Annotated in this window: 20 protein-coding genes; 10 read left to right on the top strand and 10 right to left on the bottom strand. The window is 69.9% G+C overall.

The window, feature by feature from the left end:
* Positions 1-52 precede the first annotated feature (52 nt).
* The 9 genes from JOE59_RS04220 to JOE59_RS04180 form a co-directional block, all read right to left on the bottom strand.
* Positions 53-1936, bottom strand: coding sequence for a bifunctional metallophosphatase/5'-nucleotidase (locus JOE59_RS04220; RefSeq protein WP_204459077.1), 1884 nt, complete (start codon positions 1934-1936; stop codon positions 53-55).
* A gap of 152 nt (positions 1937-2088) precedes the next feature.
* A complete protein-coding gene (gene ilvC / locus JOE59_RS04215; RefSeq protein ID WP_204459076.1) occupies positions 2089-3117 on the bottom strand; it encodes a ketol-acid reductoisomerase in 1029 nt (342 codons plus the stop codon).
* A gap of 48 nt (positions 3118-3165) precedes the next feature.
* Positions 3166-3675, bottom strand: coding sequence for an acetolactate synthase small subunit (ilvN, locus tag JOE59_RS04210; RefSeq protein ID WP_204459075.1), 510 nt, complete (start codon positions 3673-3675; stop codon positions 3166-3168).
* Between the two features lie 2 nt (positions 3676-3677).
* Entirely contained in the window at positions 3678-5486 is a 1809-nt protein-coding gene (locus tag JOE59_RS04205; protein WP_204459074.1) for an acetolactate synthase large subunit, read from the bottom strand.
* A 44-nt stretch (positions 5487-5530) separates the two neighbouring features.
* Positions 5531-7225, bottom strand: coding sequence for a dihydroxy-acid dehydratase (gene ilvD, locus JOE59_RS04200; protein WP_204459073.1), 1695 nt, complete (start codon positions 7223-7225; stop codon positions 5531-5533).
* Positions 7226-7234: 9 nt separating this feature from the next.
* Positions 7235-9481: a bifunctional alpha,alpha-trehalose-phosphate synthase (UDP-forming)/trehalose-phosphatase gene (locus tag JOE59_RS04195; RefSeq protein WP_204459072.1), complete on the bottom strand. Its 2247-nt coding sequence runs from the start codon at positions 9479-9481 to the stop codon at positions 7235-7237.
* A gap of 106 nt (positions 9482-9587) precedes the next feature.
* Positions 9588-11543, bottom strand: a complete 1956-nt coding sequence (locus JOE59_RS04190) for a YhgE/Pip family protein (protein ID WP_204459071.1) — start codon at positions 11541-11543, stop codon at positions 9588-9590.
* Complete coding sequence (locus JOE59_RS04185) at positions 11540-14425, bottom strand: MMPL family transporter (protein ID WP_204459070.1); 2886 nt, start codon at positions 14423-14425, stop codon at positions 11540-11542. The genes JOE59_RS04190 and JOE59_RS04185 overlap by 4 nt, the downstream gene beginning before the upstream one ends.
* 8 nt (positions 14426-14433) lie before the next feature.
* Complete coding sequence (locus JOE59_RS04180) at positions 14434-15036, bottom strand: TetR/AcrR family transcriptional regulator (RefSeq protein ID WP_204459069.1); 603 nt, start codon at positions 15034-15036, stop codon at positions 14434-14436.
* Positions 15037-15133: 97 nt separating this feature from the next.
* Here JOE59_RS04180 and JOE59_RS04175 point away from each other — a divergent pair, with 97 nt between their 5' ends.
* The 7 genes from JOE59_RS04175 (at position 15134) to JOE59_RS04145 (ending at position 20497) form a co-directional block, all read left to right on the top strand.
* On the top strand, positions 15134-15322 hold the full coding sequence (locus tag JOE59_RS04175) for a hypothetical protein (RefSeq protein WP_204459068.1): 189 nt from the start codon (positions 15134-15136) through the stop codon (positions 15320-15322).
* Between the two features lie 102 nt (positions 15323-15424).
* Positions 15425-15916 (top strand): hypothetical protein, encoded by a 492-nt coding sequence (locus JOE59_RS04170; RefSeq protein WP_204459067.1) that lies wholly within the window; start codon positions 15425-15427, stop codon positions 15914-15916.
* 154 nt (positions 15917-16070) lie between these two features.
* A complete protein-coding gene (locus JOE59_RS04165; protein ID WP_204459066.1) occupies positions 16071-16799 on the top strand; it encodes a biotin transporter BioY in 729 nt (242 codons plus the stop codon).
* A complete protein-coding gene (locus tag JOE59_RS19070) occupies positions 16796-18040 on the top strand; it encodes an AMP-binding enzyme (RefSeq protein WP_204459065.1) in 1245 nt (414 codons plus the stop codon). The genes JOE59_RS04165 and JOE59_RS19070 overlap by 4 nt, the downstream gene beginning before the upstream one ends.
* Complete coding sequence (locus JOE59_RS04155; protein WP_204459064.1) at positions 18037-19221, top strand: thiolase family protein; 1185 nt, start codon at positions 18037-18039, stop codon at positions 19219-19221. Before JOE59_RS19070 ends, JOE59_RS04155 begins: the two co-directional genes overlap by 4 nt.
* A complete protein-coding gene (locus JOE59_RS04150; RefSeq protein WP_204459063.1) occupies positions 19218-19907 on the top strand; it encodes an energy-coupling factor ABC transporter ATP-binding protein in 690 nt (229 codons plus the stop codon). The genes JOE59_RS04155 and JOE59_RS04150 overlap by 4 nt, the downstream gene beginning before the upstream one ends.
* A complete protein-coding gene (locus JOE59_RS04145) occupies positions 19904-20497 on the top strand; it encodes an energy-coupling factor transporter transmembrane component T family protein (RefSeq protein WP_204459062.1) in 594 nt (197 codons plus the stop codon). Before JOE59_RS04150 ends, JOE59_RS04145 begins: the two co-directional genes overlap by 4 nt.
* Before the next feature lie 60 nt (positions 20498-20557).
* Here the strand turns inward: JOE59_RS04145 and JOE59_RS04140 are convergent, their stop codons facing one another.
* Complete coding sequence (locus JOE59_RS04140; protein ID WP_204459061.1) at positions 20558-21676, bottom strand: UDP-N-acetylglucosamine--N-acetylmuramyl-(pentapeptide) pyrophosphoryl-undecaprenol N-acetylglucosamine transferase; 1119 nt, start codon at positions 21674-21676, stop codon at positions 20558-20560.
* A 118-nt stretch (positions 21677-21794) separates the two neighbouring features.
* On the opposite strand from JOE59_RS04140, the gene alr reads away from it, so the two are divergent.
* Genes alr through JOE59_RS04125 form a run of 3 tightly spaced genes read left to right on the top strand, consistent with a single transcriptional unit; the run spans position 21795 to position 26055 of the window.
* Positions 21795-22907, top strand: a complete 1113-nt coding sequence (gene alr / locus JOE59_RS04135; RefSeq protein WP_307836942.1) for an alanine racemase — start codon at positions 21795-21797, stop codon at positions 22905-22907.
* Entirely contained in the window at positions 22904-23896 is a 993-nt protein-coding gene (locus tag JOE59_RS04130) for a D-alanine--D-alanine ligase family protein (RefSeq protein ID WP_204459059.1), read from the top strand. The genes alr and JOE59_RS04130 overlap by 4 nt, the downstream gene beginning before the upstream one ends.
* Positions 23893-26055: a CapA family protein gene (locus JOE59_RS04125; protein ID WP_204459058.1), complete on the top strand. Its 2163-nt coding sequence runs from the start codon at positions 23893-23895 to the stop codon at positions 26053-26055. Before JOE59_RS04130 ends, JOE59_RS04125 begins: the two co-directional genes overlap by 4 nt.
* The last annotated feature ends 82 nt before the right edge of the window (positions 26056-26137 follow it).

Raw genomic sequence — 26137 nt, 5'->3', positions numbered from 1 at the left:
CGACGACGAAGGCCCGCCCGGATCACCGGGCGGGCCTTCACCGTGCTCGCGGTCAGAACACCGGAACTCCGTTGCGGACGAGCCGCCAGTTCTCGACGTGGAACGTCGTCGGGTCGATCACCCCGGCCGCCGAGGCGTAGGAGACGATCGCCTCGCGGATCGCGACCTGCGCGTTGTACACGACGGGCGCCGCGGCGATGTGCGGGAACCCGCCGCCGCCCGACTGCCGGTAGTTGTTCACCGCCACCAGGAACTGCTGGTCGGGCGCGACGGGAGAGTTCCCGTACGTCATTCCGACGATGCGCGACCCATACGGCTGCGAGATGTCGACCGAGTAGTCGATGCCCGAGAACTGGTCGTAGTTGTAGTCGGGCGTGTTGCCGGCGTTCGTCCACGACGCGGGCGCGACGGGGGCGTCGGCGGCCACCTGGATGAAGTACTTCGCCGAGTACTCGAGGTAGTCCTTGATCTGCGCACCGGTGAGGACCGACGCCATCAGCGTGTTGTCGTAGATGTACAGCCCGGCGACGTCCTTGATCGTGACCGGCCCCTGCGGGAAGCTCGCCGCCCGGTTGAACGGCGCGGCGATCGAGACGATCGGCAGGGCCGCCTCGGGCATGCCCGCGACCGCCGCGGCGACCGTCGCCGTCTGCACCTCGTTGACGTAGTCGAGGATCGCCGTGTCCTTCCAACACGCCTCGGCGGCCGACATCGACTCGGTCGAGTTCGCGACCGGCGTGTTCATGTAGGTCACGACCGCGTCGTGCTGGTCGCGCACGAGCGCCACGAACGCGGGGTCGTCGACGACGGTGTTCGTGTTGAGCGTCGTGGCGGAATGCGCGACGACCCCCCACTTGCCGCGCACGAACTCGAGGTCGAGGTCGAACACGCTGAGGCGCTGGCCCCAGTTCTTCGGCTCGCTCATGATGACCTCGGCGCCCGTCGCGGTGTTCGTGACGAGGCGCTGCGGAATCTCCTGGTGCGCGTGCCCGAAGAGGATCGCGTCGATGCCGGGCACCTCTTCGGCGACGAGCTTGGCCGCGTTCTCGACGGGAAGGTCTCCGCCGTACGACGAAGTGCCGCTCTCACCCGAGTGGGCGCTCACGATGACGATGTGCGCACCCTCGGCGCGCATCACCGGCACCCAGCGCGCAGCGGTCTCGACGAGGTCGAGCACCTCGACCCTGCCCGACACGTTCGCCTTGTCCCAGATGACGACACCCGGGTTCGTCAGACCGAGCACGCCGACGCGGACGGGAGGAAGCCCCTTCGCCACCTTCATCGTGGTGATCGTGTACGGACGGAATCGGGGAACCTTCGTGCCCGCGTGCACGGCGTTCGCGGCCAGCACCGGAGCGTCCATCTGCGAGATCCAGTTGTCGAGGAAGTCGAGGCCGTAGTTGAACTCGTGGTTGCCGAGCGCGACGGCGTCGTACTCGAGCGCGTTCATCTGCGCGGCCACCGGGTGGATCGCCCCCGTCTCGGTGACCGGTTCGACCGTCGCGTAGTAGAACCCGAGCGGGGTGCCCTGGATCGTGTCACCCGCGTCGAAGAGCAGCGTGCGCTCACGACCGCGGTCGGCACGGATCTGGTTGACGACGCTCGCAACGCGGGCGAGGCCGACGGCGTTGCTCGGCACCCCGGGCCTCGCGTCGTTGAAGACGGCGTCCTTGTAGTAGTCCCAGTTGACGACGTTCGCGTGCAGGTCGGAGGTGCCCATGATCGTGATCGTCACCGCCTTGTCGCCGGGCGCGGCATTGGCGGCCTGAGCCGCCCCCGGCCAGCCGGCGGCGGCGAGCGCTCCGGCGGCGGACATGCCGACGAGGACGTTGCGTCGACTGAGGCCGGATCTCTCGGGTGCGGCCTCGTCGTCGGGTACGGCGCACGAGCACCAGCGGGGGGTGGGTTCGGGGTGGTGGTGTGAGAGTTCGCTCATGGCACCACATGCGACCACACCCGGCACCTCCGTGACAAGGGTTTCGCGACAACGCGCGCTGCTCATTCGTGCACGGCACGGGAACGGCCCGCCCCGGAGCATCCGGAACGGGCCGTTCAGTGCTGCGATGCAGCCGGTCTGTTCGCTGCGCGCTAGCGCGCGACCTCGCCGTCGACGTAGTCGTCGTCGTTGGATGCGTTCCACGCGAAGAGCTTGCGGAGCTCGCGGCCGGTGGCCTCGATCGGGTGCGCCTCGCCCTTGGCACGGAGCTCGAGGAACTCCTTCTGGCCGTTGTCCTGGTCGTCGATGAAGCGCTGCGCGAACGCGCCCGACTGGATGTCGGCGAGCACGGCCTGCATGTTCTCCTTGACGTGCGGGTCGATGACGCGCGGGCCGGAGACGTAGTCGCCGTACTCGGCCGTGTCGGAGACCGACCAGCGCTGCTTGGCGATGCCGCCCTCCCACATGAGGTCGACGATGAGCTTCAACTCGTGGAGCACCTCGAAGTACGCGACCTGCGGCTGGTAGCCGGCCTCGGTGAGGGTCTCGAAGCCGTACTGCACGAGCTGCGAGACACCGCCGCAGAGCACGGCCTGCTCGCCGAACAGGTCGGTCTCGGTCTCTTCGGTGAAGGTCGTCTTGATGCCGCCGGCACGCAGGCCGCCGATCGCCTTGGCGTACGAGAGGGTGAGCGGCCAGGCGTTGCCCGATGCATCCTTCTCGACGGCGACGATCACGGGAACGCCGCGGCCGGCCTCGTACTCGCGGCGCACGGTGTGGCCCGGGCCCTTGGGGGCGACCATGACGACGTCGACGCCCTCGGGCGCCTCGATGTAGCCGAAGCGGATGTTGAAGCCGTGGCCGAACACGAGGGTCTTGCCCTCGGCCAGGTTGTCCTTGATGGACTCGGCGTAGATGTGGCGCTGGTACTGGTCGGGCGCGAGGATGACGATGACGTCGGCCCAGGCCGCGGCGTCGGCGACGCTCTTGACCTCGAAGCCGGCCTCTTCGGCCTTGGGCTTCGACTTCGAGCCCTCCTTGAGTCCGATGACGACCTCGACACCCGAGTCGCGGAGGTTCTGCGCGTGCGCGTGGCCCTGCGAGCCGTAGCCGATGACGGCGACCTTCTTGCCCTGGATGAGGGCGAGGTCGGCGTCCTTGTCGTAGTAGATCTCAGCCATGATGCTGTCTTTCTCCTTGATCGGGGATGGTGCAGTACGTGAAAACGGTCAGTTCTTGAAGACGCGCTCGGTGATGGACTTGCTGCCACGGCCGATGGCGAGGAGGCCCGACTGGGCGATCTCCTTGATGCCGTAGGGCTCGAGCACCTTGAGGAACGCGGTGGTCTTGCCGGAATCGCCGGTGACCTCGATCACGAGCGCGTCGGTCGAGACGTCGACGACGCGGGCACGGAAGAGGTTCACCGCCTCGAGCACCTGCGAGCGCGTCGTGTTGTCGACCCGCACCTTGATGAGCAGGTGCTCGCGCTGCACGGCCTGAGCCGGGTCGAGCTCGACGATCTTGATGACGTTGACGAGCTTGTTCAGCTGCTTCGTGACCTGCTCGAGCGGCAGTTCGTCGACGTCGACCACGACCGTGATGCGGCTGAGGCCCTCGATCTCGGAGTGGCCGACCGCGAGCGATTCGATGTTGAAGCCGCGCCGGGCGAAGAGCCCTGCGACGCGGGTCAACAGTCCGGGCTTGTCTTCGACGAGGAGGGAGAGAACGTGCGTCGACATGGTCAGTCCTCCTCGCTGAATGCCGGCGAGTGATCGCGGGCGTACTGGATGTAGCTGTTCGAGACGCCCTGCGGCACCATCGGCCACACCATCGCGTCGGCAGAGACGACGAAGTCGATCACCACGGGGCGGTCGTTCGTCTCGAGCGCGAGCTTGATGGCGTCGTCGATCTCCTCCTCTTTCGTGACCCGGATGCCGAGCGCACCGTACGCCTCGGCGAGTGCCACGAAGTCGGGGATGCGCACGCTGTCGTGGCCCGTGTTCAGGTCGGTGTTCGAGTACCGGCCGTCGTAGAACAGGGTCTGCCACTGGCGCACCATGCCGAGCGAGGAGTTGTTGATGATCGCGACCTTGATCGGGATCTTGTTCAGCGTGCAGGTGGCGAGCTCCTGATTGGTCATCTGGAAGCATCCGTCGCCGTCGATCGCCCAGACCACACGGTCGGGTTCGGCGACCTTGGCCCCCATCGCGGCCGGAACCGCGTAGCCCATCGTGCCGGCGCCGCCCGAGTTCAGCCAGGAGTTGGGGCGCTCGTACTTGATGAACTGCGCCGCCCACATCTGGTGCTGGCCGACGCCCGCGGCGTAGACCGCCTCGGGGCCAGTGAGCTCGCCGATGCGCTGGATGACCTGCTGGGGTGCGAGCAGTCCGTCGGACGGCGTCGAGAACCCGAGCGGGAACTCGGCGCGGAGGCCGTCGAGCGTCGCCCACCACTCCTCGAGGTCGGGCGTGCCCGAAGCCCCCGCGATCGCGTCGCGGTAGGCGGCCTCGAGGTCGACGAGCACGTCTTTCGCGTCGCCCACGATCGGCACGTCGGCCACGCGGATCTTCGAGATCTCGGCCGGGTCGATGTCGACGTGCACGACCTTGGCGTTCGGCGCGAAGAGCGCCGCCTTACCGGTCACGCGGTCGTCGAAGCGGGCGCCGAGGGCGATGAGGAGGTCGGCCTCCTGCAGCGCGATCACGGCGGGAACCGTGCCGTGCATGCCAGGCATGCCGAGGTGCTGCTGGTGCGAGTCGGGGAAGGCACCGCGGGCCATGAGCGTCGTCACCACAGGGGCGTTCGTCGTCTCGGCGAGCGTGAGCAGTTCCTGCGACGCACCCGCGCGGATGACTCCGCCGCCCACGTAGAGCACCGGGCGCTTCGCCTCTGCGAGCAGCTGCGCCGCCGCGGCGACCTGCTTGCCGTGGGCCTTCGTGATCGGCCGGTAGCCCGGCAGGTCGAGCTTCGGCGGCCAGCGGAAGACGGCCTTGGCCTGCTGCGCGTCCTTCGTGATGTCGACGAGCACGGGGCCGGGCCGGCCGGTCGTGGCGATGTGGTACGCCGCCGCGATGGTCGCCGGGATCTCCGCGGCATCCTTCACCAGGAAGGAGTGCTTCGTGATCGGCATCGTGATGCCGACGATGTCGGCCTCCTGGAAGGCATCGGTGCCCATGAGGTTCGAGAACACCTGACCGGTGATCGCGAGCATCGGCACCGAGTCCATGTGGGCGTCGGCGATGGCGGTCACGAGGTTCGTCGCGCCGGGACCCGACGTCGCGATGGCGACGCCGACCTTGCCCGACGACGAGGCGTAGCCCTCGGCAGCGTGACCGGCGCCCTGCTCGTGCCGCACGAGGATGTGGCGGAGCTTCTTGCTGTCGAGCAGCGGGTCGTAGACGGGGAGGATCGCGCCGCCGGGAAGGCCGAACACGTCGGTGATGCCGAGCATCTCGAGTGCGCGGACGACCGCCTCGGCGCCCGTGAGCTCCACGGGAGCGCCGGAGGGCACTGGGGCGGGCGATGGCACGGGATTGGATTCCGTGGTCATTCGATTCCTGTTCTGGTGGACGGTGTGTGCGGGAAGCGCTGCACTCAGCCCGTCGTGGCGCCTTCTGCGGCGGAACGCACGAGCTTCGAGTACTTCGCGAGGACGCCACGGGTATAGCGCGGGGGAAGCGGAGCCCAGCCTTCTCGGCGGGCAGCCAGCTCGGCATCGTCGACCAGTAGGTCGATGGAACGAGCTGCGATATCGACCCGTATGAGATCACCATCGCGCACGAAGGCGATGGGACCTGCGTCCACCGCTTCGGGTGCCAGATGGCCGATGCAGAGGCCGGTTGTGCCGCCTGAGAATCGACCGTCCGTCAAGAGTAGTACATCTTTTCCGAGACCGGCGCCCTTGATGGCTGCGGTGATGGCGAGCATCTCCCGCATGCCGGGCCCGCCCTTGGGGCCCTCGTAGCGGATGACGACCACATCGCCCGCCTTGATCTCGCCCGCCGTGAGCGCGTCCATGGCCGCCCGCTCGCGCTCGAACACGCGCGCGGGGCCCTCGAAGGTGGCGGCGTCGAAGCCCGCGGTCTTCACGACCGCACCCTCGGGAGCGAGCGAACCGTGCAGGATGGTGAGCCCGCCGGTCTCGTGGATCGGGTTGTCGAGCGTGCGGAGCACCTCGCCGTCGAGCGGCGGGAGGTTCAGCTCCTCGAGGTTCTCGGCCATGGTCTTGCCGGTGACGGTGAGCACGTCGCCGTGCAGGAGGCCGGCGTCGAGCAGCGCCTTCATGAGCACGGGGACCCCGCCGCGACGGTCGACGTCGTTCATGACGTACTTGCCGAACGGCTTCAGGTCGCCGATGTGGGGCACCTTCGCGCCGATTCGGTTGAAGTCGTCGAGGGTGAGGTCGACCTCGGCCTCACGGGCGATCGCGAGCAGGTGCAGCACGATGTTGGTCGAGCCGCCGAGCGCCATGCCGACCGCGATGGCGTTCTCGAACGCCTTCTTCGTGAGGATCTGACGAGCCGTGATGCCGTGCTTCAGCAGGTTGACGACGGCCTCGCCCGAGCGGTGCGCGTAGTAGTCGCGACGACGATCGGCGGATGCCGGCGACGCCGAACCCGGAAGCGAGAGACCGAGCGCCTCGGCGACCGAGGCCATGGTGTTGGCGGTGTACATGCCGCCGCAGGCGCCTTCACCGGGCGCGAACGCGCACTCGATGCGGTGGGCGTCTTCGGCACTCATGGTGCCTGCCTTGACCGCACCCACCGCCTCGAACGAGTCGATGATCGTGATGTCCTTCTCGGTGCCGTCCGACAGGCGCACCCAGCCCGGCGCGATCGAGCCGGCGTAGAGGAACACCGAGGCGAGGTCGAGGCGGGCGGCCGCCATGAGCATGCCGGGGATGGACTTGTCGCAGCCTGCGAGCAGCACGGAGCCGTCGAGTCGCTCGGCCTGCATGACGACCTCGACCGAGTCGGCGATGACCTCGCGCGAGACGAGCGAGAAGTGCATGCCCTCGTGGCCCATCGAGATGCCGTCGGAGACGGAGACCGTGCCGAACTGCAGCGGGTAGCCGCCGCCGCCGTGCACGCCCTCTTTGGCGGCCTGCGCGAGGCGGGCGAGCGAGAGGTTGCAGGGGGTGATCTCGTTCCAGGAGGACGCGATGCCGATCTGCGGCTTGTCCCAGTCGGCGTCTCCCATTCCGACGGCGCGGAGCATGCCCCGGCTGGTCATGGCTTCGATACCGTCGGTGACGGTGCGGCTACGAGGTTTGGGATCGAACTCCGACATGGAACGAGTCTATGGCCAGCGCGAGGGGCCCCCGTGCGTCGCTTCACGCGCATCGGCGAGGCGTTCGAGCAGGTCGGCGACGTCGTCGGGACTGCGCACACGATGAGCCGCGAGCGACCTGCCCTGACCGACCTTCACCCCCAGATCCTCCGACTCGAGGGCGGCGAACGCGTCTTCGTCGGTGACGTCGTCGCCGACGTAGATGACGGCGCTGGCGCCCGCGTGCTGGCGGAGCCGGGTGAGCGCCTCCCCCTTGTCGCTCGGGCGCACCGAGAACTCGATCACGCCCTTGCCGCTGCGCACCGTGAGCTCGGGGATCTCGGCCTCGACGCGCGCCCTGGCGGCCCGCTGCAGGTCGCTCGCGGCATCGGGCGCGACCTTGCGCGTGTGCAGGGCGAGCCCTGCGGGCTTCCACTCGACCCATGCGCCGTCGATGCTCGCGGCGACGTCGTCGAGCACGCTGGTGAGGTGTTCGAGCGCCGCGAGCTCGCCGTCGCGGAGGTCGATCGTGACGCCGCCGCCGTCGAGCTGCAGCTCCACACCGTGCGAGCCGCTCATGAGGGTTCCCGCCGGCGGATCGGCGACTTCCTTCAGGCTCTCGAGCGCCCGCCCGGAGACGATCGCGACGCGGGTGTCGTCGCTCGCGGCGAGGCGTTCGATCGCAGCGCGGGCGCGATTGGTGGCCCGCGCGTCCTCCGGCCGGTCGACGAGCGGTGCGAGCGTGCCGTCGAAGTCGAGCGCCACGAGCAGCCGGTCGGTGTCGGCCAGGCGCGAGATCGCGGCATCCAGCCCGTCGGGAACGCCGGAGGCGATGATGCCCGCGCCGGTGAGGGTCTTCAGGAAGGTCGACGACCACTTCGCCACGTCGTTCTCGCGCACGCGCTTGCGGAGCGCCCGCATGCGCCGCGCCCGCTCCTTGCGCGGCATCTGCGCCGCCTCGACCATCGCGTCCTTCAGCCCCTCGATGTCGTGAGGATTCACGAGGATCGCCTGACGGAGCTCGTCGGATGCGCCGGTGAACTCGCTGAGCACGAGCACGCCGTCGTCGTCGAAGCTGCAGGCCACGAACTCCTTCGCGACGAGGTTCATGCCGTCGCGGAGGGCCGTCACGAGCATGACGTCGGCGGCGAGGTAGAGCGCGACCATCTCCTCACGCGGGTAGCCGTGGTGGAGGTAGGCGATGGCCTGGTGGCCGAGGGTGGAGTAGTCGCCGTTCAGCCGCCCGACCATGAGCTCGATCTCGTCACGGAGCTGGCGGTACGTCTCGACGCGCTCGCGCGACGGGCTCGCGACCTGCACGAGGGTGACGTCTTCGACCGACATCCGGCCGTCGCGCAGCAGCTCGCCGAAGGCCTTCAGCCGGTGCCGGATGCCCTTCGTGTAGTCGAGGCGGTCGACGCCGAGCATGATCGTCTCGGGGTTGCCGAGGCTCTCCCGGATCTCGTGGGCGCGCGCCTGCACCTCGGGGCTCCGCGCGAGTTCCTCGAACCCGGCCGAGTCGATCGAGATCGGGAACTGCCGGGCGACGACGTGCCGCATCTCGCCGTCGGGGCCCGGCACGTCGAGCACGCTGCCGCGCGTCGCGTAGCCGAAGAGCCGGCGTACCGCGCGCGTGAAGTTGCCGGCGTCGGCGGCGCGCTGGAACCCGATGACGTCGGCCCCGAGCAGTCCGTCGAGCACCTGTCGCCGCCACGGCAGCTGCGAGTAGATGCCGTATGCCGGGAACGGGATGTGGTTGAAGAAGCCGATCACGAGGTCGGGGCGCTTCTCGCGGAGCATGCGCGGCACGAGCTGCAGCTGGTAGTCCTGCACCCACACGACGGCGCCGGGCGATGCCGCGCGCGCTGCCGCCTCGGCGAAGCGGCGGTTCACCCGCACGTACGCGTCCCACCACTCCCGGTGGAAGGAGGGCGGTGCGATGACGTCGTGGTAGAGCGGCCAGAGGGTGTCGTTGGAGAAGCCCTCGTAGTACTCCTCGAGCTCGGACTCCGACAGCGGCACCGGGATGATGTTGATGCCGTCGTACTCGAACGGGTCGAACTCGCGGTCGGCGACGCCGGCCCAGCCGACCCAGGCGCCGTCGGCGGCGCGCATGACGGGTTCGAGCGCGGTGACGAGCCCGCCGGGCGAGCTCTTCCACGTGGTCTCACCGTCGGGGCCGCGCAGGTAGTCGACGGGCAGTCGGTTCGAGACCACGATCATGTCGTAGACGGCGTCGACGTAGAGCTCGTCGCGTGATGATCCAGGGGCGTTCATAGAGCGGATGTCCCTCCTCGCGCTCCGCTCAGGCTAACAGTCGTGCGGCGCGGGAACCGGCCGGATCTGCCGGGTCCCGCGCTGCACGGTGCTGAATGGAGGCGACTCAGCCGAGTGCGGCCGCCGCGAACCCGATCGAGCGGATGCCGCGGCGCCGGCCGACGACGAGCGCCGTGCCGAGCACTCCCACGAGACCGAAGACGACGAGCACGCCCGCGGCCATCGCGACCGATCCCCCGGCGGCGCCCGAGACGATGAACTGCATGCCCTGCACCGCCCAGGTGAGTGGCAGGAACGGACTGATCGCCTGGTACGGGCCGCTCAGCACCTCGACCGGGTACAGCCCGCCCGACGCGGTGAGCTGCAACGCGACGAGCACGAGCGAGACGAGCAGCCCCGCCCGGCCGAGCCAGACCGTGAGGAAGGCGTGCAGCGAGGTGAACACGAGCGCGAGCAGGGCCGCGAACGCGAGCGTCTGCGGGAGCAGGCTCCAGCTGACGTCCATGGTGCCGTGCAGGAGCAGCACGACCGCGACGGCCTGCGCGAGGGCGATGAGGCCCGCCCGCGCGAGCGTGCGCCAGACGAGCCCGCCCGTCGAGGCCGTCGAGCGCAGGGCCTCACGACCGAAGGGTCGGAACACGAGGAAGAGCGCGAGTGCGCCGAGCCACAGGCCGACCGGCACGAAGAGCATGCCGATGACGTCGCCGACGCCCGCGATCTCGTGGTCGCGGGTCGCGTCGACCGTGACCGGTTCGGCGATGACGTCGGCGGTCTTCGACGCGTCGATGTCGGTGAGCGCGGTCGCACTCTCCGCGCCGGACGTGAGCCCCGAGGCGAGGGTGTCGGCACCGCTCGCGAGCTTCGTGGCGCCGCTCGCGGCATCCGCTGCACCGCCCTGGAGCGCACCGAGACCGCCGGCGAGCTCGTCGAGACCCGTGGCGAGGCCGTTCGCGCCGTCGCGGATGCCGCTGGAGCCGGCGGCGAGCTGGGCTGCTCCGGCGGCCGACTGGTCGATGCCGCCCTGGATGCCGTCGATCGCGCCGCGAGACGCCGCCGAAAGCTGCTGCCCCCCGGTCGAGAGCTGGCCGAGCTGGGTGCGGACACCATCGATCGTCGCGGGGATCCTGGCGAGTTCGGGGTACTCCTCGACGAGTTCGGGGTGGTCGGCGATGATGCTCGCGAGCTGCTCCGACGCCGGCCCGAGGTAGCCGTCGACGGTGGCCACTCCCTTCGCGATGCCGCCGGTGTAGGCATCCCACTGGTTCGAGATCTCGTCGAGCCCGGCCGCACCGGTGCTCAGCTCCCCGAGACCGCTCGCCAGGCCGTCGACGCCCTGCGTGTACTGGGTGACGCCCGCGGCGTACTCATGGGCTCCGCTCGCGGCATCCGCTGCGCCGCTCGAGGCCGTGGCGACGCCGCTCGAGAGCGTGCCGAGGCCGCCCGCGAGGGAGCCGGCACCGCTCGAGAGCTGCGTCGCGCCGTCGGCGGCGTCGCCGAGCGAACCGCCCATCGTCGCGAGGTTCGTGTACAGCCCCTCGAGGTACTGCGCGGTCAGCTCGCGGCCGAAGGTCGCCGACATCGCGTCGCCGACCGACTGCGCGACCGAGCCGGCGAGGTAGCCGTGGGCGTCGTCGGTGCGGATGTCGAGGTTCGCCTGCGTCGGGTCTGCACCCGAGAGCGAGGTCACCGACTCCGAGAAGTCGGAGGGAATGGTGAGGACCGCGTACGCGTCACCCGAAGCGAGCAGGTCGGCCGCCTCGTCGTCGTTCGAGATCGTCCACTGGAATCCCGAGGTCTCGGGGTCGGTCAGCTCGGTCACGAGCAAGCGGCCGGCGAGCACGGGCTGTTCGGTGCCGTCGGGCAGCGTCATCGTGACCATCTCGTCGTTGTTCACGACGACGGCCGGGATCTGCTCGAGGTTGTCGCCGCCGCTGCCGACGGCGCCCGAGACGAGACCGGCGACGGCGAGCGGCACGGCGACGACCGCGGCGACCAGCACGCCGAAGCGCACGCGTCGCTGCGCGGGGGTCGAACCGAAGAGTCGGGAGAGTCGGGTGCTCATCGGAGGACCTCCTGGGTGCGCGAGACGGGTTCGAGGGTGCGGATGCCGCGGGCCGCGAGCTGCGGCGAGACCGCGGGCGACACCGCGGACGTGCCGAGGCCGACGATCACCGTGACCTGGGCGGGCACGAGCGCGGCGAGCGCATGCCAGAGACCGCCCGTGGCCGAGCCCGGATCGTCGTCGAGGTCGATGACGACGGCCTTCGGCCGCTCGGCGAGGGCCGCCGCGACCGCGACGAGCGTGCGGGCTTCGACGCCCAGGGCGGAGAGCGGGGTCTCGGTCGTGAACCGGGGCCCGTCGGGGCCGTGGCCGGCTGCTGCGGCCGCCCGCTCGGTCCAGGTTCGGACGAGCGAGTTGGACGGCGCGATGCGGTACCACGGGCGGGTGGCGTCGAGTCGGCCGGCGATGAGCTCGCCGACGGTGCCGCCCGGCGCGGCATCCGCTGCGACCTCGGCGATCGCGACGCCGCGCATGACCGTTCCTGCGCCCGAGGGCAGCGGCGAGCCGAGCACGGCGAGGCGACCTCCGACCGGCGCGAGTCGGCCGGCGAGCGTCGCGGAGACGACACGGCGGTCGACGGCCTCGCCCTGCACGACGAGCACGCCGCCGGCAGGCACCTCGACGGTCAGCGGACCGATCGGTCGCTCGGGCAGCCCGAAGACGGCGGCCTCGGCGTTGACGGCGGCGGGGCGGGACGCGGCCCACTCCTCCTGTTCGAGGTGGGTGCGCAGCCCTTCACCCTCGATGTCGACGTTCGGCAGCACCCTCGCGAGCCACTTCGGCAGCCACCAGGCCGCCTTGCCGGCGAGCGCCATGGCAGCGGGCACGAGCGTCATGCGAACGAGGAAGGCGTCGAATGCGACGCCCACGGCGAGCGCGAAGGCGATGCCCTTGATCACGCCCGCGCCTTCGGGCACGAAGGCGAAGAAGACGAAGAACATGATGAGCGCGGCGGCGGTGACGACGCGCGCGGCGTGCTGGAAGCCGTGCACGACCGACTTGCGCGCGTCACCCGTCTTCACGAACTCCTCGCGCATGCCCGACACGAGGAACACCTGGTAGTCCATGGCGAGGCCGAAGAGCACCGCCATGAGCAGGATCGGCAGGAAGCTGAGGATCGGCCCGGGCTCGACGTGCAGCAGGTCGGCGAACCATCCCCACTGGAAGATCGCGACGGTGACGCCGATCGCCCCGAACGCCGAGAGCAGGAACCCGAGGGCGGCCTTGATCGGCACGAACACCGAACGGAACACCATGAGCAGCAGCACGATCGAGAGCCCCACGACGATGAGCGCGAACGGGATCAGCGCGTCGGCGAGTCGGTTCGAGATGTCGATGGCGACGGCCGTGTAGCCGGTGACGGCGATGGGCGTGCCGTAGTCGGCGGTGATCGAGGGCTCGAGTTCGCGGATGTTCTCGACGAGCACCTTCGTCGCCGGGGCATCCGGTGCGCTCTCGGGGATGACCTGGATGATCGCCGTGTCCGCGGTCGGGTTCGGCAGCCCCTGACCGACGAACGCGACGTCGTCGAGTTCGCCGATGCGGGCGCCGATCGCGTCGAGGTCGCCGAAGATGTCGGTCGTCTGGGTGATGTCGACCGTCACGATGAGCGGGCCGTTGTAGCCGGGCCCGAAGCCGTCTTCGATCATCTCGTAGGCCTCGCGCTGGCTGGAGCCCTCGGTGCCCGAGCCATTCGGCAGGTTGAGGTCGAGACTGAGCGCCGGCACCGCGGCGGCGCCGAGCAGGCCGACCACGATCACGAGGAACACGACGGGCGCCTTCAGCACGAGGTCGACCCAGCGACGACCCATCGTGCGCTTGCCGCTGTCGTCGTCGGCGTTCGCGCGGCGGTGGGCACGACTGCCCGGCTTCGGCACGAGCTTGCGGCCGAAGATGCCGAGCAGCGCCGGCAGCAGGGTGACGGCGCCCGCCACTGCGATGAGCACGGCGAACGCGGCCCCGACGCCCATGACGCTGAGGAACGGGATGCCGACGACGAGGAGGCCGAGCAGCGCGATGATGACGGTGAGCCCCGCGAAGACCACGGCGCCGCCGGCGGTCGCGACCGCCTCGGCCGCCGACTCCTCGGGGTCCTGGCCGCGAGCGAGCTGGTTTCGGTGCCTGGACAGGATGAAGAGTGCGTAGTCGATGCCGACCGCGAGTCCGATCATGACGGCGAGCATGGGCGCGGTCGACGAGACCGTCGTGAACGCGGCGACGATGGAGATGCCGCCGAAGGCCGCGCCGACGCCGACGAGGGCGGTCAGCAGCGGCATGCCGGCCGCGAGCAGGGAGCCGAAGGTGATGATGAGCACGACCGCGGCGAAGAGCACGCCGAACACCTCGGTGATCGTCAGGCCGAAGCTCGTCTCCTGGAAGACGTCGCCGCCGAACGCCACCGCGAGGCCGGCGTCGGTGCCGAGCTCGCCCGTGGCCTCGACGGCCTCGAGCGACTCGGGGGTGACATCGGTCACCTGGCCGTCGAACTGGATCTGGATGTAGGCGGTGCGACCGTCGCCCGAGATCTGGTCGCCCGCGTACTCGTCGAACGGGCCGAGCACGCTCGCGACGCCATCGACCTGTTCGAGCTCGGCCTCCATCGCCTCGATCGCGTCGCGCGCCGAGTCGGCCTCGACGGTCGCACCGTCGGGGGCTTCGACGACGGCCTTGGCCGAGGCGCCCGCGGTCTCGGGGAACACGGCGGCGAGCTGGTCGATCGCCGTCTGCGACTCCGTGCCGGGGATGGCGAAGGAGTCCTGCAACTGGCCGCCGAGCGCGAGGCCGGTGCCGAGCAGCCCGCCGAGCAGGACCACCCAGGCGACGATGACGTACCAGGCGCGGCGGAACGCGAACCGGCCGATGCGGTGGAGGAGGAGAGCCATGGGTCTGCCTATCGGGTCGGGCGGCCGTCGGCCGTCAGCAGGAGTTCGGACAGCACGGAGATGAGGGCGTCGCGCACGTCGGCGTCGGCGAACTGCTGCTCGTCGTCCTCGAGGAATGTGGCGCCGGCGACGAGCGTGTAGGTCGCACCGGCGAGTGCCACGCCGAAGCGCATCTGCTCGGCGAGGCTGGCGTCGTCGGCGCAGATCGAGTCGGCGAGACCGCGGATGGCGGTGTTCGCGCGTTCGATGACCGGCAACCCGCGCAGCGACTGGCCCTGGTTCACGAAGGTGTGCACCGCGAGGCGGTTGCCGAGCAGGAAGTCGACGAAGCGCTCGATGAAGACCGCCTGCGCGGCCACTGAACGGCCGCCGGCGACGAAGTCGCCGAGCAGGGTCTCGAGCAGGTCGATCGACGGGCCGATCGCGGCCTCGAGCAGGGCCTCCTTCGAGGCGTAGTGGTAGAGCACGCTCGACTTCGCGTAGCCCGCGTGGTCGGCGATCTGCTGCAGCGAGCTCGCCGCGAAACCGACGGTCGCGAACTGCTCGAGCGCGGCCTGGCGCAGCTCGTCGCTGGCGCGCAGGCGGGAGGGAACCGGTGCATCGGAGGGCATGCACCCACGGTAATTGACCGATCGGTCAGCTTCTGCACGATCGGTCAGATTCACGGATGTCTCTCAGCCGCCGGAAACGGCACGGTAGCGTTGCGGCATGCGCAAGTACCTCTTCAGCGGCGCCGTCATCGGCGCCATCATCGGCGGCATCGGCGTGGTGAAGACCACCGCCACGGGTCCCCGCGACTGGCGACTGCTGCTCATGTGGGTGTCCTGGGCTGCAAGCCTCGCGATCGCGATCGGCACCGTCGCCGAAGAGACCAGGCAGGGCGAACTCGGCGAATAACCGCGCCGCGCCGACGTTGCGCGGCGTGTCACTCGCAATCCGCTCCGCCGTGCCCGAAACTGGGACGAACGACCCGAGACGAACCCACGAGAGGGGCCACCGATGTTCCGCCGCTGGCGCCGCGCACGGCTTGCCGCCCAGGCCTCCGCCCATGTTGCCGCCCCGACTCCGCACCCTACTGCGGCAGACCTTCGCGGTGAGCACATCTTCGAACTGCTGAACTCGCGACTGTCCGAGTTCATCGGGCCCGGCGGCGGCTGGTCGCTCGTGCGCAAGTCCGACGGCGACACCGACCGCATCTTCCACGCGATGCTCACGCACCAGATCGCGGCCGAACTCACCCGTGCCATCCTCGAGGAGCGCGATTCCGTCGCCGTCGTCGTGCCGGCCGGTGAAGAGACCATGGCACTCGGCTGGGAGCCCGCACCGCTCATCGTCTGGGCCGACCCCGTCGAGGCGACCGCGCCGACCGAGGCCGCCGCGCCGATGGAGGCCGCGACCGATGAGCTGTTCGCCGAGGCATCCGTCGAGGTCGAGGCCGCAGCGCTGCCCACGATCGGTGCCGCCACGGCACTCGAGGCGCGCGCGGCCTGAACCGGCCGGCGCCACGCGCCGACCCGCTCACGCGAGTGACACCGCGCTCCAAAATCGACGGCGCATTCTTGTACCGCCAGCCGAGAATGCGCTCCCCCGCTCCTCGTAGCGTGAATTCCGGGCAATCGCCCGCACGCCACGAGAGGGGAACCCCTTGAGCTCCGCCCACAGCACCAGCCAGAGCACCAGCCCGAACACGACCGAGTCGGGCCCGACGCCCTCACCGGCGCGCCCGCGCCGCAGCAGCGCTCGCGACCTCGCCCAGATCGCCGTCTTCGCCGCACTCATCGCCGCGCTCGGCCTGCCCGGCGCGCTCACGATCGGCGGCACCGCGGTGCCGATCACGTTCCAGACCCTCGGCGTGATGCTCGCCGGCGCCATCCTCGGCGCACGCAAGGGCACCCTCTCGGTGCTCCTCTTCATCGCGCTCGTCGCCGCCGGCCTGCCGCTGCTCTCGGGCGGCCGGGGCGGCCTCAGCGTCTTCGTCGGCCCGTCGGTCGGCTACCTCATCGGATGGCTGCTCGGCGCCGCCGTCATCGGATGGGCCACAGCTCGCCTGCTGCCGAGATACCCGATCGCGCCCGCCCTCGCGTGGACGGCGCTCGGCGGCATCGTCGCCATCTACCTCGTCGGGGTGCCCGTGTTCGCCGCGATCACCGGCACGCCGCTCGACCTCGCGTTCTACGGATCAACCGTGTTCCTTCCCGGCGACATCGCCAAGGTCGTCGTGACCGTGTTCGTGGCGAAGGGCGTGCACCGGGCATGGCCGGGGCTCATCGAGCCGCGTTCGTGGCCGTGGGCGCCGCGACCGGGCGCGATCGTCTCCGGTCCGGCTTCCGACTCGACCACGTCGGACTCGACCGCTTCGGATCGCTCGGCGTGAGCGACTGGCTGCGGGGACCGCGGGGCGGGCTCGCCCTCGCGTTCGGCGGCGACGCCGTGCGCTACGGCGAGCTCGCCGATGCGGTCGCCGCGGCCGTGCTGCCGAGCGGCGACGGCCTCGTCGCCTGCCCGGTCGGCACCGACCCCATTCGTCTCATCACGCTCGTGCTCGCGTGTATCGAGCGCGGCCGACCGGTGCTCGTCGGCGGCGACGCGGCGGATGCCGAGCGGATCTCGGCTGACCTGCCTCCCGGAACCGAGCTCGCTCTGCTCACCTCCGGCTCGTCCGACCCGGAGGGCACCCCCCGAGCGGTCGCCCGCACGAACGCCTCCTGGCTCGCGTCGGCGGCCCCGCTCGCCGAGGTTGCCGGCCTCCGGGCGAGCGACCGGATCGCCGTCACCGGCCCGCTCCACGTCTCGATGCACCTCTACGCGGCGCTCCACGCGCTCTGGACGGGCGCCGCGGTCGGCGACGAACTCCGCGGTGCGTCCACCCTCCACGCGACCCCGACGCGCCTGGCACGGCTGCTCGAGGCCGACGCGCTGCCCGCCGCGGCGATCGTGGCCGGGGCCGCGATGAGCGACGCCCTGCGCGAGCGGGCGGCGGCTCGAGGCATCCGCGTGACCGAGTACTACGGCGCCGCCGAACTCTCGTTCGTGGCAGTCGGTCGGGGCGGCGCCCTCGCACCGTTCCCCGGCGTCGAGGTCGAACTCCGGCCGGCCGTCGCGGGCCGGGAGCTCTGGGCGCGCTCCCCCTACCTCGCCCTCGGTGTCGTCGGCGGCGGCATGCTGCGCCGCGACGACGACGGCTTCGCCACGGTGGGCGACCTCGCTGAACCGAACGGTTCCGACATGTTCCGCATCATCGGGCGCGGCGACGCCGCGATCACGACCGCGGGCGCGACGGTGCTGGCCGAAGACGTCGAGGGGCGCCTCCTCGCGCTGCCCGGGGTCGTCGCGGCCGTGGTGCTCGGCGAGACCGATGAGCTGCTCGGCGAACGCATCGTCGCCGTCGTCGAACTCGACGGCACGACGGATGCCGCCGCAGTCGTCGCCGCCGCCCGGGATCGCCTTCCCGCGGCCGAGCTGCCGCGACGCTGGTTCGTGAGCGCCATCCCGACGACCGTCTCCGGCAAGCCGGCACGCGGACTCCTGCAGGTCGCGCTCGCGGCGGGAACCCTCGGTCCGTCGCTCCCATCGCATGCGCCGCATCCGACGCCGTCGGAACGGAGCGGCGCATGACCCGCGACGCCGCTTCCGCGCCCGTCATCATCGCTCCGCGGCGCTCGGCGATCGGCACGGCGGGACGCAGCTTCGCCGCCCAGACCGTCGACGCCCTCGCGGCTCCGTTGCTCGCCTCGGTCGCCGCAACCGTCGCCCCGAGCGGCCTGCCGATCGACGACGTCGTGGTCGGCAACTGCATGGGACCGGGCGGCGACCTCGCCCGCGTCGCCGCGCTTCGGGCGGGGCTCGGCACCTCGGTGCCCGGGGTCACGGTCGATCGGCAGTGCGGCTCGGGGCTCGATGCGGTGATGCAGGCGGCAGCCCGGGTCGGGGCCCGACACGGCGAGCTGTTCCTCGCCGGCGGCGCGGAGTCGGCGTCGACGGCACCGCACCGGTCGTGGCCGGAGACGGGCGAACGCTACTCGCGCGCACCGTTCGCCCCGACCGGATTCCCCGATCCCGACATGGGTCCGGCAGCCGACCGGCTCGCTGCCGTCCGCGGCATCTCCCGCGAACGGCAGGACGCCTGGGCGGCCCGCTCGCACGCACGTGCTGCCGCAGCGCAGGCGAAGGGCGTCTTCGACGACGAGATCGTCGCGATCGCAGGCGTCGAGCGGGACGACCGCCCGCGTGCATCGATGGACATGGCGCGGCTGGCGCGATTCGCGCCCGCGTTCACCGCCGGCGCCGGCGCGATCGACGACGCAACCGCGGGCGCAGCTGATCGATTCGGCACGGTGACCGCCGGCAACTCCTGCGGGTTCTCCGACGGTGCGGCGATGATGGCGGTCACGACCGGCCGAGCGGCACGCGAACTCGGCCTCCCGTCGCTGCGCATCGTGGCGACCGCCGTCACCGCAGGCGACCCCTCACTGCCGGGCATCGGCGCGGCACCCGCGGCCCGCCTCGCGCTCGCACGCGCCGGTCTCCCGCCCGCCGGGCTCGGGTTCATCGAGATCACCGAGGCGTTCGCCGCGCAGGTCCTCGCGGTCAGCGACGAACTCGAACTCGACGAGTCGCTCATCTCGGCCGACGGCGGCGCCATCGCGCTCGGTCACCCATGGGGTGCCTCGGGCGCCGTGCTGCTCGTGCGCCTCGCAGCCCGCATGTTCGCCTCCGACGACGCCCGCCCGGGGCTCGCCGCCTGTTCGATCGGCGGTGGCCAGGGCATCGCCATGATCGTGGAACGGATCACATGACCGAGATCGTCTTCGACCACGTCAGTCACCACTTCGATGCGGAGCGGGTCGTCGACGACGTCTCGCTCGTGCTCCGCGAGCATCGCATCGGCATCGTCGGCGCGAACGGTTCGGGCAAGTCGACGCTCGCCCGCATGATCAACGGCCTCGTCACGCCGACCGCCGGCCGCGTCTCGGTCGGCGGGCTCGACCTCGCCCGCCACGCGCGCGAGGTGCGCCGCACCGTCGGCTTCGTGTTCACGAACGCCGACAACCAGATCGTGATGCCCACGGTGCGCGAGGACGTCGCGTTCACGCTGCGCCGTCACAAGCTCGACAAGGCGGATGCCGCGGCGCGCGTCGAGGCGGCCCTGCACCGGTTCGGACTCCACGAGCTCGCCGACCGACCGGCGCACCGTCTCTCGGGCGGTCAGAAGCAATTGCTCGCCCTCGCCTCGGTGCTCGTGGCCGAACCGGCGGTGATCGTCGCCGACGAGCCGACCACGCTGCTCGACGCGCGCAACGCGCGGCTCGTGGCCGAGCATTTCGCCGAACTGCCGCAGCAGCTCGTCGTCGTCAGCCACCAGCTCGAGCTGCTCGACGGGTTCGACCGCGTCATCGTGATGGAGGGTGGGCGGGTGATCGCCGACGATCGGCCCGAGCCCGCGCTCGAGGCCTATCGCGAGCTCATCGGCAGTCCGCGATGATCGGCGTCTTCCATCCCGGCCGCTCGCTCGTGCACCGCACACCCGCGCTCGCGAAGCTCGGACTGCTCGCCGTGCTCGTCACGGCGATCGCACTCCAGACCTCGCTCGCCGCCCTCGCCGTGGCCTCCGGACTCGTGGCAGCCCTCTTCGTCGTCGCGTGGCTGCCGGTCGGGCTCGTCTGGCGGCAGATCATCCCGATCCTGTGGCTCCTCGCCTTCGCCGTGCCCGTGCAGGTGATCTTCGGCGGATGGGAGGCCGCGGCCACCATGGCGGTGCGCCTCGTGCTCGCCGTCGCTCTCGCGGCGCTCTACACGCTCACGACGCCCGTCACAGCGACGCTCGATGCCATGCAGGCGCTCCTCCGACCGTTCCGCCGCTGGATCGACGCCGATCGCGTCGGCCTCACGCTCGCGCTCACGATCCGGTGCGTGCCGCTCCTCGCCGACATCGTGCGGGAGGTGCTCGAGGCGAGGAAGGCGCGCGGCGCCGAGGGATCGGTCGTGGCGCTCGCCGTGCCGGTCATCGTGCGGGCGCTGCAGACCGCCGAGCACCTCGGCGACGCACTGACCGCACGCGGCTTCGACGACTGATCGCGGCTGCGGCCGCGTTCCCCGAAACCGCCGAGATCGCCGAGACCTCCGAGATCAACGTCACGGAGACACAGCTGAGGTGTCGAACGGCGTGACGCCTGCCTCTGCGCGAGCGCGATCAGCCAGCGCAAGCAGCTTCTCGGTGCCATCCAGCATTCCGAAGGATGCGGCTGCGCGACCCATCCGATCGCGAACCTCGGCATCGCGCAGAACAGGAATGACGCGTTCGACGATGGCACCTGCGGTGAAGTCCGCGTCGTCGATGAGCAGCGCTCCACCGGCCTGCACGACCCCACGAGCGTTGAGCGCCTGTTCTCCGTTGCCAACCGCATATGGAACATACGCCGCGGGAATCCCGAGCGCACTGAGTTCACTCACGGTCGCCGACCCTGATCGACATACGGCCAGATCGGCGAGGGCATACGCCAGATCCATCCGGTCGACGTACGGCACGACAACGCGGGCTTCGGCACCGGAGGCGTCCACATCATCAGCGTTCGCGTCCCCGGTCACGTGCAAGATCTGCCAGCCCTCGGCAATGATCTCGGGCCACGCCTGCGCAAAGGCCTCGTTGATCCTGCGGGCACCCGTCGACCCGCCGAACACCAACAGTACTGGCTTGTCGGCGTCGAGCCCGAAGTACTTCGCAGCTTCCGCACGTGACCCCGCACGATCAAGCGTGGAGATCTCCGCACGAAGCGGCATCCCGACGACCTCTCCCCCGCGCAGCGGCGTGTCGGCGAAGACCGTGCCGACAGCTGCGGCGCGGCGCGCACCCCACACATTGGCAAGTCCGGGCCGGGCGTTCGCCTCGTGCACGACGTAAGGCACGCCCTCCTTGTGCGCGGCAACGTACGCGGGGGTTGCGGCGAAACCGCCGAACCCGATCACGACATCAACGCCGCGATCGCGAACAAGCGCGCGCGTACGCGTGACCGCGCGGCGAAAACGCCCGGGGAACTGCAGCGCCTTGCGGTTCAGCCGGCGCGGAAAGGGCACCTTCGGGATCGTCTCGAGCACATACCCGCGCTCGGGAACGAGTCGGGCTTCGAGCCCCTCGGCAGTGCCGAGCACGAGGATCGAGGCGTCCGGCTCGCGTTCACGCAGGCGATCGGCGAAGGCCAGGAGCGGATTGACATGTCCCGCGGTCCCGCCCCCGGCCAGCAGGTAGCTTGTCATGCCGGCAGCCTATTCCGCCGCGTCTGCGTATCGCGCGTGTATCGAAAACCGGATACTCGGCAGCAACACGGCGATGGTTTGAATGCTGTCTATGCATTCATCCGCTTCGGAGCTCGTCGTGCATGACGACGCGATACGTGAGAACACGGCGAGATTCTCGGCGATGACCGAGGGCCGGGTCATGGCCGTGCTGAAAGCCGACGCGTTCGGACACGGGGCGATCGCTCGCTCGGTCCTCGAGTCCGGGGCGACCTCTGTCGGCGTGACCTCCGTCGATGAGGCTCTCGCGCTGCGGGCTACCGGTGTCGGGGCGCCGATTCTCAGTTGGCTCAACACGCCCGACGCCGACTTCGAGACGGCAGTGCGAGAGAATGTCGATCTCGCGGTGCCGAGTGTGGAGCTGCTGTATTCCATCGGTCGGGCAGCGCTGCGTGCCGGGAGACCGGCGCGCGTGCATCTGCACATCGATGTCGGCATGGCCCGCGACGGCTGCTCGGCGCGCGACTGGTCCACGCTGTGCGCGCTCGCTCGCGAGCATGAGGCGCTCGGCGCGGTTCGAGTGGTCGGGGTGATGGGCCATATGTCGTGTGCGGACGAGCCGGAGAATCCGCAGAACACGCGGGAGCGTCTGGTCTTCGAGAGCGCGGTTCGAACGGCCAGGCGCCGTGCACTCGCGCCCCACATCCTTCACCTCGCGGCAACATCCGCGACGTTGAACGGTGTGGCGTCAGGTTTCGATGTCCACCGGATCGGAGCGGGACTGTTCGGCATCGATCCCTCTTCCCGCACCAACATGTTGCGGCCGGCCGTGACGCTGACCTCGAGCGTCGTGTCTTCGCGCGAGGTGACCGCAGGCACAGGAGTGGGCTATGGCCTCGATTTCGTTGCACAGAACAGGACGAACCTGGCCCTGCTTCCGGTCGGCTACGGTGACGGGCTTCCGCGCGAGGCATCCGGGCGGGCCGAGGTCTTCGCACGAGGGCGACGACGGCCCCTCGTCGGCAGGTTCTCGATGGACATGGTCGTCGTGGACACGGGCGATGACGTGCTGCGACCGAACGAACGCGTCACCGTCTTCGGCCCCGGGGCAGAAGGGGAGCCCACTGTCGCGGAGTGGGCCGAGTGGTCTCGCACGATCGAGCACGAGATCGTCACTCGCCTGGGGAACCGCATCCCGCGTATCCACCGCACGATCGATACCTCGAGTCCATCACAAGGAGACAAGTCATGACGCAGAACGAGCGTGCCCGGATCGCCGTCATCGGAGGTGGTGTCAGCGATGAGCACGACGTGTCGCTCGCTTCGGCCGCCGCTGTCCGTCGGGCCGTCGTCGAGTTGGGCCTCGACGTCGTTCCGCTCACCATCGGGGAAGACGGCGCTTGGCGTGACGAGAACGGCGGGGTCCTGCCTGCACATGGTGCCGTCGAGGTGCTCGCGGGGTGCGATCTCGCGTTTCCCGCCCTGCATGGGGTCAACGGTGAGGATGGCGCGATCGCTGGGCTCCTCGAACTGTCTGGCGTGCCCTATGTGGGCTCCCCGGTGCGGGCCGGTGCGCTCGGGATGGACAAGTGGGTCACGAAGCTGATCGCCGATGCGCTGGGCATCGCCACTGCGAGGGCGGCGGTTGCCGGACCCGGTGTCGCAGCGAGCGTGGCTACGACAGGTCTGGAGCCCCCCTTCGTCATCAAGCCGGCGACCGGTGGCTCGAGCAATGGTGTCTTCGTCGTCCCCGATCGAGACGGCGTCGGCGAGACGGTGAGCCGCGCTCGAGCCTTCGGTGAGACCGTGCTCGTCGAAGAGTACGTGCTGGGGCGAGAAGTGGATATCGCGGTGTTCCGCGACCGGGACGGCGAGTTGCGCCTCGGCTCCACCCTTGGGATCGGTGTCGACCCCGGCGGAGTGTTCGACCGGACGCAGAAGTACGACGGCAGCGCGGCGTTCACGGTGCCTGCCCCGATCAGCGAACGCGACGAAGCATCGATTCGTCACGCCGCCGTCCTCCTCTACGAGACACTCGGATGCAGCGGGGTGGCTCGTTTCGACTTCTTCGCCACCTCTGCCGGAGTGGTGCTGAACGAGGTGAACACGGCTCCCGGTATGACGGAACAGTCGCAGGTTCCGCTGATGTACGCGGCGACCGGCCTCGACTACGTCGGGCTGATCGCAGCGCTCCTCGAATCCGCCGAGCAGTCGCCCTTCCGGACCTCGATGCCAGTATGAGCGGGTACTCGACCGCGCCTCCCGCTCGGTCGGCTTGGGCGGATGCGCTCAAGGGCCTGCTGATCCTGCTCGTCGTGTTCTGGCACGTCGTGTTGAAGACCTACCTGCAGATCGATTGGCGAATCGGCGTACCGATCCCCGGCGCGTGGGGCCTTGCCAGCGATGTCATCTGGCCGTTCCTGATGCCGCTGTTCCTCATGATCTCCGGGTACTTCGCGGCGAATGCGCTCGCTCGCCCGTGGGCGATCGTCTTCCGCACCCGCGTCGTTCGTTTCCTCTACCTCTATCTCCTGTGGACCCTCATCCACATGATGGCCATGTGGGCTTTCCCGGACTTCCCGACTTTCGTCCCGCGCAGCGTCGCCGAGTTCATCGAAGCGGTGACGATCAGCCCCCCGAACACCTGGTACCTCTCCGCGCTCGCCCTGTATTTCCTGGTCGCGAAAGGCCTGCGACGTCTCCCGCGGTGGCTCCTCATCGGCGGCGCCGCTGCGTTGTCGGTCACGGTTTCGGCGGGACTGATCGACGTGGCGAGCAACCGCGGTTCGCTGCTGTACAACCTCCTCTTCTTCCTGCTCGGTCTGTACTTCGCCCCGCAGATCCGCCGCTTGGCCGCGCGTCCGCGACCGTTCGTCGCGGCGACGTCGATCGCGGCCTACCTCGTTGCCTTCGGTGCGATGAGGATGACCGGATCGGAGGCGGTGCCCGGTGTGTGGCCTGCGGTGTCGCTCATCGGTGTCGGCATGGGGATCGTCGTCGCACCGCTCCTGCCGAAGCTCCCGGGCCTCGGGCGCGGGCTGACCTGGCTGGGCGTTCGCACGCTTCCGATCTACCTGATACACATGCCGGTACTCGCTCTGGCCGACCTCGCTCTGGTGAGCTGGCTCTCGAATACCAGGATCGCGGTGCAACTCGGCGCAGCCATCCTCCTCCCAGTCGCCCTCACCGCGATCGTCGTGGCAGTGAGCACGATGCTCGGCCACCTCATCGTGCGCGATCGACTGCTCTGGTTGTTCGACCTTCCGGCGCGCCGCTCACCGGCTGGGCTCTCGCGCCGCGAGGCCCCTCCCCGGCGGCGGCCCCGACTCGTGCGGCGCACTGCGGTCGCGGTCCTGATGCTCACGGCGATCGGCGTGTCGGCGATCCACGTCACGGCGATACCGGGCTGCCCGGCCGAGGTGCAACGCCGGCCCGCTTCGCACGCGGGAGAGGTGAGCATCGGGGCAACCGGCGACATGCTGCTGTACGACGTGAACCACTCCGTGCCCACCGACCGCGGTCGTGGCCACTTCGACGACGTGCGTCCCTGGTTCACCCAGGACATCGTCACTGGAAACCTCGAACAGGTCATCTCCTCAGACACGGGATACGACAAGTGCGGAGAGCACGCGGACTGCCTGGCGTTCCGGAGCGCGCCGGACGCGGCTCAACACTTCGCCGGATTCGATCTCCTCAACCTGGCGAACAACCACACCGGCGACTTCGGACAGGCCGGATACGCGAACACGAGAGCGCACCTCACCGATGCCGGAGTCCGAACGGTCGGCGACCGCAATGAGATCGCCTGCACGCAGATCGGTGACATCACGGTGGCGATGGTCGGATTCGCGCCCTACGACGGTTTCAACCGGGTCACCGACCTGCGCCACGTGCGACAGGTCGTGGGGGCAGCCGCAGCACGCGCGGACATCGTGGTCGTCCACGCGCACATGGGAGCCGAGGGTGCCGGCGCGGATGCGGTGACACCCGGAACCGAGGTCATGTACGGCGAGAACCGCGGCGACGTCATCGCGTTCTCGCATGCGGCTGTCGACGCGGGTGCCGACCTCGTCCTCGGCCACGGACCCCACGTGCTTCGGGGGATGGAGTTCTATCGCGGAAGGCTGATCGCGTACAGCCTGGGCAACTTCGGCGGCGGAGGCGTCTTCGGCGCGGAGCAGTCGACTCGCTACGGCGCCTACCTTGCCGTCAGGTTGCGCGCCGATGGAACGATGATCGACGGACAGATACGCTCCGTCCGCTTCGAGCAGCGCGATGGGAGACCCGTCCGAGACCCTGACGAACGGGCGGTCGAACTCATCGATCAACGAAGCCGTCGCGACTTTCCCGAGACCGCCGCGACCATCGAATCCGATGGCTCGATCTCACCTCATCGGTGATGCCTCCGCGGCTTCAGGGCGCGGAGGCATCCGTGCGGCCATGGCTGCGGGAAATGAAAAAGCCCCGAACCCGGCGAGAGGT

The sequence above is a fragment of the Agromyces cerinus genome, from assembly GCF_016907835.1.
In the GTDB taxonomy this organism is placed as follows: domain Bacteria; phylum Actinomycetota; class Actinomycetes; order Actinomycetales; family Microbacteriaceae; genus Agromyces; species Agromyces nitratus.
This window is presented reverse-complemented; position numbering and strand designations above follow the sequence as displayed.